Annotated in this window: 8 protein-coding genes and 1 other annotated feature; of the genes, 6 read left to right on the forward strand and 2 right to left on the reverse strand. The window is 65.2% G+C overall.

Annotated elements, in window-relative coordinates; genetic code table 11:
• Window positions 1-34 precede the first annotated feature (34 nt).
• A complete protein-coding gene (locus tag RT424_RS00100; RefSeq protein ID WP_313433515.1) occupies window positions 35-1,069 on the reverse strand; it encodes a LacI family DNA-binding transcriptional regulator in 1,035 nt (344 codons plus the stop codon).
• Window positions 1,070-1,383: 314 nt separating this feature from the next.
• Between RT424_RS00100 and RT424_RS00105 the strand changes: the two genes are divergently transcribed.
• The 4 genes from RT424_RS00105 (at window position 1,384) to RT424_RS00120 (ending at window position 10,012) form a co-directional block, all read left to right on the forward strand.
• A complete protein-coding gene (locus RT424_RS00105; protein WP_313433517.1) occupies window positions 1,384-4,098 on the forward strand; it encodes a TonB-dependent receptor in 2,715 nt (904 codons plus the stop codon).
• A 163-nt stretch (window positions 4,099-4,261) separates the two neighbouring features.
• Complete coding sequence (locus RT424_RS00110; protein WP_313433518.1) at window positions 4,262-6,076, forward strand: alpha-amylase family glycosyl hydrolase; 1,815 nt, start codon at window positions 4,262-4,264, stop codon at window positions 6,074-6,076.
• Window positions 6,077-6,112: 36 nt separating this feature from the next.
• Entirely contained in the window at window positions 6,113-7,705 is a 1,593-nt protein-coding gene (locus tag RT424_RS00115; RefSeq protein ID WP_313433520.1) for an alpha-amylase family glycosyl hydrolase, read from the forward strand.
• Window positions 7,706-7,930: 225 nt separating this feature from the next.
• Window positions 7,931-10,012 (forward strand): glycoside hydrolase family 97 protein, encoded by a 2,082-nt coding sequence (locus tag RT424_RS00120; protein WP_313433522.1) that lies wholly within the window; start codon window positions 7,931-7,933, stop codon window positions 10,010-10,012.
• 45 nt (window positions 10,013-10,057) lie between these two features.
• On the opposite strand, the gene RT424_RS00125 is transcribed toward RT424_RS00120, so the two are convergent.
• Complete coding sequence (locus RT424_RS00125; RefSeq protein ID WP_313433523.1) at window positions 10,058-11,554, reverse strand: SulP family inorganic anion transporter; 1,497 nt, start codon at window positions 11,552-11,554, stop codon at window positions 10,058-10,060.
• A gap of 65 nt (window positions 11,555-11,619) precedes the next feature.
• Window positions 11,620-11,676: a sequence feature (sul1 is cis-regulatory element that is thought to sense ions involved in sulfur or methionine metabolism; They are found in Alphaproteobacteria), on the reverse strand.
• 119 nt (window positions 11,677-11,795) lie between these two features.
• Between RT424_RS00125 and RT424_RS00130 the strand changes: the two genes are divergently transcribed.
• Together RT424_RS00130 and RT424_RS00135 are read left to right on the forward strand one after the other, a co-directional pair.
• Window positions 11,796-12,578: an AraC family transcriptional regulator gene (locus RT424_RS00130; RefSeq protein ID WP_313433526.1), complete on the forward strand. Its 783-nt coding sequence runs from the start codon at window positions 11,796-11,798 to the stop codon at window positions 12,576-12,578.
• Window positions 12,579-12,678: 100 nt separating this feature from the next.
• A complete protein-coding gene (locus RT424_RS00135) occupies window positions 12,679-13,611 on the forward strand; it encodes a DMT family transporter (protein ID WP_409521405.1) in 933 nt (310 codons plus the stop codon).
• Window positions 13,612-13,638: the final 27 nt, after the last annotated feature.

Genomic DNA, 13,638 nt, shown 5'->3' on the forward strand with positions numbered 1-13,638 from the left:
AACACGCATACGAATACGTGATGGCCCGGAAGGCTCATCCCGAAGTGCTGCCCCGCACGATCAGCTTTCCGCCCAAGGTCGACTGCGGAAGCGGCTGATCCTCGATCAGCGCGACGAGCGTCTCGACCAGTCGCTCGCCCGCCCCCTTCAGATCCTGCATGACGGTCGTGAGCGGCGGATGGGTCATGCTGGCGGCGGGCAGATCGTCGAAACCCATGACCGCGACGTCGCCGGGGATCGAGCGCCCTGCCGCGATCAAGGCACGCATGGCGCCGATCGCGATAAGGTCGCTGGCGGCGAAAACGGCATCGAACGCCACGCCCTCCTCGATCAGCGTGCGCATCGCCGCATGGCCGAGGTTTTCGTGGCTGATCGTGTCGCGCTGAAGCACGGGATCGCAGTCCAGCCCCGCAGCGGCCATGGCGGCGCAAAGGCCGTGATAGCGCTCGGCGAACTCGGGATAGTGCTCGTCGGCCTGGCCCAGGAAGGCGATGCGTTGCCGCCCCAGTCCGATCAGATGCTCGCCGGCCCGGCGGCCCGCCCCGAAATTGTCCGATCCCACGGTAGCGCCGATGTTCTCATCGTTCACCGAGCCCCAGCGCACGAATTGCGTGCCCTGCCCCACCAGTTGCCGCAGGCGGCTTTCGTAGAGCGTGTAGTCTCCATAGCCGAGCAGGATCAGACCATCGGCACGGTGGCTGTCCTGATAGCGAACGTGCCAATCGTCCTCCATCTTCTGGAACGAGATCAGCAGGTCCAGGCCCCGGTTGGCGCATTCGCGCGTGATCGATCCGAGCATGGCGAGAAAGAACGGGTTGATCCTGGAATCGTCGGGCGTCTGTTCCTCGAAAAACAGCAGCGCGATCGTGTTCGAGCGCTGCGAGCGCAGCGACGAGGCGTTCTTGTCGACCGAATAGTTCAGTTCGCGCGCGATCGCCTCGATCCGCTCGCGCGTCGCCGCGCTCACCGCCTTGCTGCCCCGCAGGGCGCGACTGACGGTGGGCTGAGATACCCCGGCCCGGTAGGCGATGTCGAAACTCGTCGGCCTGTTGCTCGGTTTGCGGCCCATTCTTTTTACTTTCGAATTTTCTTCATGAAACCCAGCATTTCTGCTGGCTTGCACCCTCTCCAGGACGTTGCAATCGTGCAACGTAACGTGGCCCTGCGGCACTTGCGTATACGTATGCCATATTATGCATTCCCCTGTCGCGCCCTAAGCGACGGGGTGAACGGAAGAGTCGCGGTGCAAAACACCGGATCTTCCACGTCCCACCCCTAAAACATCCAGGGGTCGGATGATAACCGCAGGAGGAGGACAGGATGTCGCTTCACAAGGAATTTTCGCGCCGGTGCGTTTCTCGCCGGAATTCGTCCTCGCTCGCGATGGCAGCCGCCCTGGCCGCCGGCACTGTTCCCGCTGTCGCAACGGCACAGGAATCTGCTCCGGAAGCCGAAGCGCAGGATGGCCAGTCGATCGTCGTCACCGGCTTTCGCGCCAGCCTTGAATCGGCCGTCAACAAGAAGAAGACCGCCGAGCAGATCGTGGAATCGGTCTCCGCCGAAGACATCGGCAAACTGCCCGACGCCTCGATCGCCGAATCGATCGCCCGCCTTCCGGGGCTGACCTCGCAGCGCGTGTCCGGCCGCTCCAACGCCATCGCCATTCGCGGCTTCGCGCCGGACTTCTCGACCACCCTGCTCAACGGCCGCGAACAGACTTCCACCGGCGACAACCGCGCCGTGGAGTACGACCAGTATCCCAGCGAAGTCGTCAGCGCCGTGAATGTCTACAAGACGCCGATGGCCAGCCTCGTCGGCCAGGGCCTGTCGGGCACGGTGGACATGCGCACGATCCGTCCGCTGGACGCCGGGAAGCGCATCTTCACGGTGGGCGCACGCGGCTCCTACGCCGATCTCGGCAAGCTCAACGTCGGCTCGGACGATCTCGGTTACCGGGTCAACGGCATGTACGTGGACCAGTTCGCCAACGACACGATCGGCATCGCCCTTGGCGCCAGCTATACGGACGAACCCTACCAGATCCAGGAGTTCAACGCCTGGGGCTATGACCCCACGCCGGACGGCAACCGCGTGATCACCGGGCAGAAGTCCTACAATACCTCCACCAAGCTGAAGCGGCTGGGCCTCAACGGCACGCTGCAATGGCGCCCGGTGCCGCAGTTCACCTCGACGATCGACGCCTTCTATTCGAACTTCAAGGATGACCAGATCAAGCGCGGCATCGAAATGCCGCTCTACGGCAATGCTACGCTCAACCCCGGCTATACGGCCGAGAACGGGCTGATCACGTCCGGCAGCTTCGACGACGTGAAGGGCATCGTCCGCAACGACGTGTTCCAGCGCCATGCCAAGCTCTATTCGTTCGGCTGGAACAACAAGTGGGAAGGCGACAACGGCTGGAACGCGATGTTCGACGCCAGCTATTCGAAGACCGACCGCAACGAACTGACCGTCGAGAGCTATTCCGGCACCGGCCGCTTCCCCGCCGGCGCGACCGACACCGTGGGCTTCCTCTCCACCTCGCAGGGCGCCCGCTTCACCCCCGGCCTCAACTACGGAGACTGGAGCCAGATCGTGCTCACGTCTCCGCAGGGCTGGGGCGGCACGCAGATCGCGCCGGACGGCACCGCCATTCGCGGCGGCCAGGACGGTTACTACAACAACCGCAAGGTCAAGGACGAACTCTGGCAGTTCCGCACCGAGGTCGAGAAGAAGTTCGACGCGGGCGCGCTCAGCTCGATCCAAGTCGGCTGGAACTATACCAATCGTTCCAAGTCGCTGGTGCCCGAGGAGTACTTCCTGGGCCTGGCCGCCAATACCGATGGCCTGACCAGCGTACCCGTGCCCGAGCAGTACCAGCTTGGCACCACCGACCTGAAGTACCTCGGCCTCGGCCCGGTCATCAGCTACAACCCGCTCGCGCTGATCGATGACGGCATCTACAATCTGGTCGCCAATCCTTACGGCGACGTCGTGGTCAAGAGCTACGCGATCCGCGAGAAGGTCATGACCGCCTATGCCCAGGCGAACTTCAAGGCCGATCTCGGGGTCGGCGAGTTCACCGGCAACCTGGGCGTGCAGGCCAACTGGACCGACCAGAACTCGAAGGGCGCCACCGCCGTCTACCTGGGCGAAAACGCCAATGGCTCGCCCAACGTTGGCTCGCTGCCGCGCAACAACAGTGCCGACTATCTCGACGTGCTGCCCAGCCTCAACATGTCGCTGCGCCTGCCGAGCGACACGGTGATCCGCTTCGCCGCCGCGCGCGAGATGATCCGCCCGCGCCTGGACGACATGCGCGCTTCGCTGAGCTGGAACTCCACGATCGTAGGCGGCGTGGCGCAGGTCACCGGCGAATCCGGCAATCCCGACCTTCGCCCGTGGCGTGCGAATGCGCTCGACCTTACTTTCGAGCAGTACTTCGGCGCCAAGGGCTATGTCGCTGCGCAGTTCTTCTGGAAGGAGCTGAAGAGCTACGTCTACAAGATGGACGTCACCGTCCCCACCGATGGCCTGGCCCTTCAGGATCCCGGCAACGGCATCCCGATTTCCGACACCGCGCAGCTGAACGTGCCGATCAACGGCAAGGGCGGCAAGCTCTACGGCGTCGAACTGGCCACAACGCTGCCGTTCGAAACGTTCACTTCCGCGCTCGACGGCTTCGGGGTGACGGGCAGCGTCGCCTATACCAAGACCAAGATCGCGCCCGAGCCGGGCCAGCCCTCGGGCGACCTGCCCGGCTATTCGAAGTGGGTCGCAAACGGCACTGCCTACTTCGAAAAGTGGGGCTTCAATGCGCGCGGTTCGGTGCGTTATCGCTCCACCTTCATCGGCGAAGTCTCCGGCTTCTCGGCCAATCGCGTGCGTCGCCGCGCGGCTGCGGAAACGATCGTCGATGCCCAGATCGGCTACGACTTCCAGCCGGACAGCGCGCTGGCGGGGCTTTCGCTCTACATTCAGGGCCAGAACCTGACCGACGCGCCGTTCATCACCACCAATCCGGGCGATACTCGGCAGATCATCGATTATCAGACCTATGGCCGCCGGTTCCTGGCTGGATTTACGTATAAGTTCTGAGACCATCCGGTCTCGGGTAAGTTCTGATCGATCCCTCGGCCTGCGGGGTTTCTCCTCCTCCAAACCCGCCTCGCAGGCCATTCGGCGGAGCCATGGGAATGCACGACATTCGCATGGTTCCGCCTTTCTTCCGCCCCAGGCGTCCACGGGAGAGCCACAAGCCATGATCCGCAGATTTGCCTCGCTTGCCGCAATGGCCTTCTCGCTGGGAGCCGCGCCGGCGCTTGCCGGGCCGCTGGAAGACTTGCGTGCACGCGGCCCGGAACAGGAAGTGATCTACTTCGTCCTGCCCGACCGCTTCGAAAACGGCGATCCGTCGAACGACAAGGGCGGGCTCAAGGGCGGCAAGCTGACCACCGGCTTCGATCCGGCCGACAAGGCTTTCTACCACGGCGGCGACCTCAAGGGACTCACCGCCCGGCTCGGCTATATCCAGGGCCTGGGTGCCACCGCGATCTGGGTAGGCCCGATCTTCAAGAACAAGCCGGTGCAAGGACCGAAGGGTGGAGAGAGTGCCGGCTATCACGGCTACTGGATCACCGACTTCACCCATGTCGATCCGCACTTCGGGTCTGACGCGGACTTCAAGGCGCTGGTGGACGCGGCGCATGCGCGCGGCATGAAGGTCTACATGGACATCATCGCCAACCACACGGCGGATGTGATCCAGTACGAGGAAGGGACCGCGCAGCAATATCCCTATCGGTCCAAGGCAGACTACCCCTTCTGCCGCCGGGGCGGCGTCTCGGGCGCAGCGATCAATCCGGGCTTTGCCGGAGACACAAACGACAGCAAGGCCAACTGGGCGAAACTGACCGACCCGTCCTTCGCCTATACCCCCGTCGTGCCCAAGGGCGAGGCGCGGGTGAAAGTGCCTGCATGGCTGAACGACCCGATCTACTACCACAACCGCGGCGATACCGACTGGAAGGGCGAAAGCGCGCAATACGGCGATTTCGTGGGCCTGGACGATCTCGCCACCGAGCACCCGCGCGTGGTCGAGGGCATGATCGCGATCTACGGCGACTGGATCGACAAGTACGGCATCGACGGCTTCCGCATCGACACTGCCAAGCATGTGAACCCCGCATTCTGGCGCGCGTTCGTACCTGCCATGAAAGAACGCGCGGCGGCGAGCGGCATCCCCAACTTCCACATCTTCGGCGAAGTGATGAGCGGGGACTACGATCCCGCACTGCTAGCCAGCTGGACACGCAACGCCGGGCTCCCCGGCGTGCTGGACTTCGCGTTCATGCACGCGGTGCTGGCGGCAGCGAGCGGCAAGACCGGCGAGGAGCTGGCGCGCCTGCCCGATGACGACGGGCTCTACGAAGGCGGAACGGCCGCAGCGCTGCAACTGCCGACGTTCCTGGGCAATCACGATGCCGGGCGCGCGGCGATGTTCCTCAAGGCCGCCGATCCCGCGATGAGCGCCGACGAACTGCTGAAGCGGGACGAACTGGCCCATGCCATGCTGCTCACCCTGCGCGGCGTGCCGACGATCTACTACGGCGACGAGCAGGGCTTCGTCGGCGCGGGCGGCGACCAGCTTTCGCGGCAGGACATGTTCGCCAGCAAAGTGGCGATCTACAACGGCGAGGCGCTGGTGGGCACTGCGCGAACCACCGCAACCGACAACTTCGACCCCGCCCACCCGCTCTATCGCCTGATCGCACAGCTTTCCGCCCTGCGCGTGAAGACCCCGGCGCTGACCGGAGGGCGCTCCGTCACCCGCACCGCTTCGGACAAGCCGGGCCTCCTCGCCGTGTCGCGCTTCGATCCGAACACGGGGCGCGAGGTGCTGCTGGCCTTCAACACGTCCACAGCACCGCTATCGGCCCAAGTCGCGGTTGAGGCAGCCTCGCTCGATTTCGAAACCCTGGCGGGCGCGCCTTGCGCGGCGACGGCCGGCGCACCCGGTTCCCTGCACGTCGCGCTGCCGCCACTCGGCTTCGCGGTCTGCGCGGCGAAACCCTGATCCTTGCCGCTCCCTCTCTTCCCCCCGGAAACGACCATGACCTCTACACCCGAATGGTGGCGCGGCGCCGCCATCTACCAGATCTATCCGCGCAGCTTCGCGGACGCCAACGGCGATGGCATCGGCGACCTGAAAGGCATTGCCGAACGGCTGGGCCACGTCGCCTCGCTTGGCGTGGAAGCGGTGTGGATCTCGCCGTTCTACGCCTCTCCCATGGCCGATTTCGGCTACGACATTTCGGATTACTGCGCGGTCGATCCCATTTTCGGCACGCTCGAAGATTTCGAGCTGGTGATCGCCCGCGCCCGCGAACTGGGCCTCAAGATCATCGTCGATCAGGTCTATGCCCATACCTCGGACAAGCACGCCTGGTTCGCCGAGAGCCGCGCCAGCCGCGACAACCCGCGCGCCGACTGGTATGTCTGGGCCGATCCAAAGGAAGACGGCACGCCGCCCAACAACTGGCAGTCGATCTTCGGCGGCCCCGCCTGGCGCTGGGATGCACGGCGCGGCCAGTACTACATGCACAACTTCCTGGCCGAGCAGCCGCAGCTCAATTGCCACAACCCGGAAGTGCAGGACGCGCTGCTGGGCGTGGCGAAGTTCTGGCTGGACCGGGGCGTATCGGGCTTTCGCATCGATGCGCTCAACCATTCGATGCACGACCCGCTGTTGCGCGACAATCCGGCGGCACCGCATGACGGCAAGCCGCGCACGCGCCCCTACGATTTCCAGATCCAGCGCTACAACCAGTCGCACCCGGATATCCTGCTCTTCATCGAGCGCTTGCAGGCGCTGATCACATCCTATCCGGATACCTATTCGCTGGCGGAAGTGGGCGGTCTCAACGCCGGGGTGGAGATGAAGGCGTTCACGCAGGGCCCCGCCCGTCTGAACAGCGCTTACGGTTTCGACTTCCTCTATGCCGAGAACCTGACCCCGTCCCGTATCGCCGCCGCGCAGGATTTCTGGCCCGACGAACACGGCATGGGATGGCCGAGCTGGGCTTTCGAAAACCACGATGCTCCCCGCGCCGTCTCGCGCTGGTGCTCGCTGGAGCATCGCGACGCCTTCGCGCGGATGAAAGCCATGCTGCTGCTTTCGTTGCGCGGCAATCCCATCCTGTTCCAGGGCGAAGAGCTTGGATTGGAGCAGGATGAAGTGCCGTTCGAACGGCTCCAGGATCCCGAGGCCATCGCCAACTGGCCGCTCACCCTCTCGCGCGACGGCGTGCGCACGCCGCTGCCGTGGAAGGCGCAGGACGAGCATGGCGGCTTCACCAGCGGCCACCCTTGTCTGCCGCTGTCCGAAGCCAATCTTGCCCGCGCCATCGACCGGCAGGAAGCCGATCCCGCCTCGCTGCTGCACCTGACGCGCCGCCTCATCCACTTGCGCCGCGACGATGCGGCGCTGCGGCGGGGCACTTGCGAGGTGCTGCTCGCAGATGAGACACGCCTTGCGCTGCGCCGCGAGGCGGAGGGGCGTTCGGTGCTGGCGGTTTTCAACATCGGTGAGCGCAAGGCGGCTTGGCCGGACGCTGTGCCGACTTCTGGCAAAGTCCTTGCCGCCGTCAATGACGCGGCGCTCGGAATGCTCCCCGCATGGGCTGCGATCTGGATCGAGGAATGACCTCCAATTCGACCCGTCGCCCCCGCGCAGGCGGGAGCCCCGCTTTTAGGGTTCACGCAGAGACGCGGAGCGCAGAGATATCGGTTCAGCACGTCCTCCTCTGCGTCTCCGCGTCTCTGCGTGCCCAAAAGGAACAAGCGGGATCCCCGCCTTCGCGGGGATGACGGGATTAGTTGAGCGGGCCGTTCGGTCTGCATTCGCACACGTTTCAAAAGGAGATCGGGCATGAAGCCTTTCCGCCTGCTGGGCGCTACCAGCTTTCTTGGAGCCGGCATCCTCGCCGCCGCGCTCGCGCCGCTTACTGCTCATGCGCAGGAGGCCAAGCCCAGCGTCACCGCCGCTTCGCCCGATGGCTCGATCGTGCTCACCGTCGATACCGACAACGACAGCCGCCCCACCTGGTCGCTTTCGCGCAAGGGCAAGCTGCTGATCGCGCCGAGCAAGCTGGGCTTCGTGCTGACCGATGGCGTCAACATGGTGCGCGGCTTCTCGATCACCGGCAGCGAAACCGGCGCGCACGACGACACCTGGCAGCAGCCCTGGGGTGAACGCACCGTCGTGCGTGATCGCTACAACGAGATCACCGTCCACTTCCGCCAGTCCGCCTCCCAGGGCAACCGCCTGATGGACGTGCACTTCCGCCTCTTCGACGACGGCATCGGCTTCCGCTACGAACTGCCCGAGCAGCCGGCGATGAAGACGATGAAAATCGCCGACGAGACTACCGAGTTCGACATCGTTCCCAAGGGCACCGCCTGGTGGATTCCCGGCGGCGAATGGAACCGCTACGAGCAGGTCTACCAGCAGACTCCGATCGACGCCGTCTCCACCGCACATACGCCGATCACCATGAAGCTGGAGGACGGCACCCACCTCTCGTTCCACGAGGCGGCGCTGGTCGACTATGCCGGATACTGGTTCAAGCGTGCAGACGGGCAGAAATTCCGCACCACGCTCTCGCCCTCCTCGCAAGGCGCGCGCGTGGTCCGCGACTTGCCCTTCAACACGCCTTGGCGCACGATCCGCATTGCCGACAAGGCGGCGGGGCTGGTCGAGAACGACCTCGAACTCAACCTCAACGAACCCAACAAGCTGGGCGACGTCAGCTGGGTGAAGCCGATGCGCTACGTCGGCATCTGGTGGGGCATGATCCGTGGCGACTGGTCCTGGGCGACCGGCCCCAAGCACGGCGCCACCACCGCGCGCGCCAGGCAGTATATCGACTATGCCGCGCGCAACGGCTTCGGCGGCGTTCTGATCGAAGGCTGGAACAAGGGCTGGGACGGCGACTGGTTCGGCCACGGCGACTTCAGCTTCACCGAAGCGACGCCGGACTTCGACATCAAGGCCGTCACGGACTATGCACGAAAGAAGGGCGTCGTGCTGATCGGTCACCACGAGACCGGCGGCAATATCGCCATCTACGAAAAGCAGATGGACGCGGGCTTCGCGCTCTACGAGAAGCTGGGCGTAACCTCGGTCAAGACCGGCTACGTGGCCGATGGCGGCGGCATCATCGCGGACACCTGGCATTACGGCGAGCAGCCGGGCGCCACGCATATGGAATGGCACGACGGCCAGCGGCAGGTGAACCATCACCTCGACGTGGTGAAGCTGGCCGCGAAGCACCATATCGCCATCAACGCCCACGAGCCCGTGAAGGACACCGGTCTGCGCCGGACCTATCCCAACTGGATCGCCCGCGAAGGCGCGCGCGGCATGGAATACAACGCCTGGGGTGCCTTCGCCAACGGTCCCGACCATGAGCCGACCCTGGTCTATACCCGCATGCTCTCCGGCCCGATGGACTTCACGCCCGGCGTGCTGAGCCTGGAAGGCGCAAAGCACGATCCGCTGGCGTCGACCCTTGCCAAGCAGCTGGGGCTCTATCTCGCGCTCTATTCGCCGATCCAGATGGCGGCGGACTTCGTCGAGAACCTCGAAAAGCATCCGCGCGAGATGGAATTCATCCGCCATGTCCCCGCCGACTGGGCCGAAAGCCACCTGATCGCGGGCGAAGTGGGCGACTTCGCGATCTTCGCCCGCAAGGACCGCAAGAGCCCCGAATGGTTCGTGGGCGGCGTGAACGACGCCACCGCGCGCATCGTCACGCTCTCGTTCGACTTCCTCGAACCCGGCAAGACCTACAAGGCGACGATCTGGAAGGACGGCGAAGGCGCGACCTACCTCACCGATGCCCGCCACCGGATCGCCTACGACACGCGTACCGTGAAGAAGGGCGACAAGCTCGATCTCTGGCTCGCTCCGGGCGGCGGCGCAGCCATGCGGCTGGTGCCGGGCAAGTAAGCGCATGTTCCGGGACGGCATGGCGCCGTCCCGGAAACCTATGCTTCAATGCGGCGTCGCGCCGCTCTCGAAGCCGGTCTTGTCGTGCAGGGCGAAGCGGTCGACCAGATCGGCACTCGCCTGGTTATAGCCGACCACCTCTACGCTCCGGCCTTCGCGCCGCAGCCGGGCCACCACTTTGTCCAGCGCGCCGACGCCCGAAATGTCCCAGAAATGTGCGGCCGATACGTCGATCAGGACGTGCATGGCCTCGCTCTCCGACTGGAACGCGCGGGTGAAGCGCTGGACCGAGGCGAAGAAGATCTGTCCGGTGACGCGATAGGTGGCACGGGTGCAATCGGCCGAAAGTTCGCGCTCCACTGCGAACATGCGCTGCACTTTGCCCGCGAAGAACACGCCGGACAGCAGCACGCCCGCCAGCACGCCGAGTGAGAGATCGCGCGTGGCGACGACCACCACCACCGTCACCAGCATCACCGCCGAGGACGTAGGTGGATGCCGGCGCAAGTTGGCGATCGAGGCCCAGCTGAAGGTGCCGATCGAAACCATGATCATCACCGCGACCAGCGCCGGCATGGGGATGCGCCCCACCCAGGGCCCGAGCACCGCGAGCAGGAACAGCAGGAACGCGCCAGCCACGAAAGTCGACAGGCGCCCCCGTCCACCCGAACTGACGTTGATCACCGATTGCCCGATCATCGCGCAGCCGCCCATCCCGCCGAACAGGGCGGCGACGATATTGGCACTCCCCTGCCCTGCGCATTCGCGGCGCTTGTCGCTGTCGGTATCGGTCATGTCGTCGACGATCTGCGCGGTCAGCATGGACTCCAGCAGGCCCACCGCCGCCATCGTCAGCGAATAGGGCAGGATGATGCGCAAGGTGTCCAGGGTCAGCGGAACCTGCGGAAGCGCGAAACTCGGCAGGCCTTCGGGCAGGCGGCCCATGTCGCCCACGGTATGGACCGGCAGCCCCATCGCGATGCTCAAGGCCGACAGCAGCAGGATCGCCACGAGCGGAGAGGGCACGGCCCTGGTCACGCGCGGGAACAGGTAGATCACTGCAAGGCCGCCCGCGACCATCGCATAAGTCTGCCATCCCACCTGGGTAAGCTGGGGCAGCTGCGCCATGAAGATCAGGATGGCCAGCGCGTTGACGAAGCCGGTGATCACCGAGCGCGAGACGAACTGCATCACCAGATCGAGGCGCAGCAGGCCCGCCAGGATCTGGAACAGCCCCATCAGGATCGTCGCGGCGAAGAGATAGGGAACGCCGTGATCGCGAACCAGCGGGCCGACAAGGACGGCCACCGCCGCCGTCGCCGCCGAGATCATCGCCGGCCGACCGCCGGTAAAGGAAACGACGATCGCGATCGCCACCGAGGCATAGAGCCCGACGCGAGGGTCTACCCCGGCGATGATCGAGAAACCGATGGCCTCGGGAATGAGCGCGAGGGCGACGACGATACCGGCAAGCACGTCGCGGCGCGCGGTCACGGCGTCGCTGAACCACTGCCGCCGGTAGCGGATGGATGTGTCTGACATGGAAGTAGTCCGCAATTGCACATGACGCCGATGATTACCGGCGTTTGAAAGATAAAGTCATGTGAGATTGTCCGGCGGATCGGCGGCCGGAATAGCCACCCGGATTTGCACCGGGCTCCTTGCGAATGGAGCGCCTTTACAGGACTCCGGCCAAGGTTTTCAACCCCTGGCGCTCCCCCGCCGACAGGTGGATCGCAAATCCCCCTGTCATCGGTGCGGCGATCGGTGGTACATGAAGGGGATGGTGCCACTCTCCCCTCTCTCCATCGACGTGCGCAGTTACGGGCGGGACAGCACCACGGACAGCCACGGCTTCGCCCAGATCGTCCTGCCGCTGGAGGGCTCGCTGACGATGGAGATCGGCACCCGCGGCGGCGCGATCCGGCGAGGAGACATGGCTTTCGTCGATACCGACATGCGCCACGATCAGGCGAGCCAACACGCCAACCGGTCCTTCATTCTCGACCTCGATCGTCAGGCGCTGGCACCGCGCCTGCGGGACGAACTGGCGCGCAGCCCCTACAGCGCGCTCTCGCCTGCCGCGAACAAGCTGGTGGATTTCATGGCGCTGATGGCAACGCAGCCCTGCGCGTCCCATGAAACCACGCAGGCCATAGTGGAACGCTGGGCGCCCCTGCTGTTCGACACACTGGCAGGCGAAACGCCTCGCGCACGCCTGCGCCTGACCGCGCTTCTGGCCGCCGTCGAGGCGGAGCCGGGCGGACAGTGGACTGCCGCATCCATGGCGCGCCACGTCGGCGTCGGGGTTAGCCGCCTGCACGAACTGTTCCGCCACGAGCTGAATACCACGCCCCGCGCCTGGCTTTCCGATCTGCGACTGCAGCGGGTGAGAGAGGCGCTGTGCGCGGGTCACCTGTCGATCGCGGAGCTGGCCTATCGCTTCGGCTATTCCGACCAGAGCGCCCTGACGCGCGCCATGCGCAAGGCCACCGGCCTGGCCCCGGCGGCCTATCGACGCCAGATGCAGGATGGGGCCCACGAGACTGGGTCAAAACCGGCGTAGACCCGGTCAAGACCGGCCCGGATTTTCATTGCAGTCTGCCACCTTTCCGGGATGGAACTTGCCCGGCGTGGAGCTTGAAGTGTCGGATAAGCGGAATACGATTGTCGGCGTGGGTTTCGGGGCGGCCGCCGGTGCTGTCTGGGGCCTGGTTTTTCTCGCGCCCGAACTGGCCGGCGATTTCGGCCCGCTCCATCTCGCGGCCGGTCGCTATCTTGCCTACGGCCTGATCGCCGCGGTTCTGCTGATGCCGCGCTGGCGGACGCTGGTACGTCTGCTCGGTCGCACCGAGTGGATCGCGCTGACCTGGCTCAGCCTGCTCGGCAACACCCTTTACTACATCCTCCTGTCCAGCGCCGTTCAATTGGCGGGGATCTCGGTGACGTCGCTGGTGATCGGCTTCATCCCGGTTGTCGTGACCCTTGTCGGCAGTCGCGACGCAAGCGCGCCGTCGCTCGTCCGACTGGCCCCGTCGCTGCTGCTGGGCTGCGGGGCAGTGGCCTGCATCGGCTGGCAGACCTTGGGACAGATGCGGGTAACGGACAGCGCGGAGGCCGGACTCATGCCGTTGATCGGTCTGCTCTGCGCGATCGGCGCCCTTGCCTCCTGGGCGACCTTCGCGGTGATCAACAGCCGCTGGCTCGTCCGCCTCGGCGAGGTTTCGGCCCATGACTGGAGCCTGTTGCTCGGCATCGTCACCGGCCTTCAGGCGGTGCTGCTGGTGCCCTTCGCGCTCCTACTCGAACCTGCCGGTCATGATACCGCCGCGTGGTATCGTTTTCTGGCTGTCTCGGGCGGCGTCGCCCTGCTTGCCTCCGTTGTCGGCAATGCCTTCTGGAACACCATGAGCAGACTGCTGCCCCTGACCATGGTCGGCCAGATGATCCTGTTCGAAACGGCCTTCGCGCTGCTTTACGGTTTCCTCTGGGAGTCGCGCCTGCCCACCGTGCCCGAACTGCTGGCGATCGCCTTCATGGGCGCGAGCGTCCTCACCTGCCTCACCGCCCATGCCCCGAGACGCCCGGCCGCAACCTGATCCGGAGGCCGGGCGACAGTTCTGAAA

The organism is Novosphingobium sp. (genome assembly GCF_032093395.1).
GTDB lineage: Bacteria > Pseudomonadota > Alphaproteobacteria > Sphingomonadales > Sphingomonadaceae > Novosphingobium.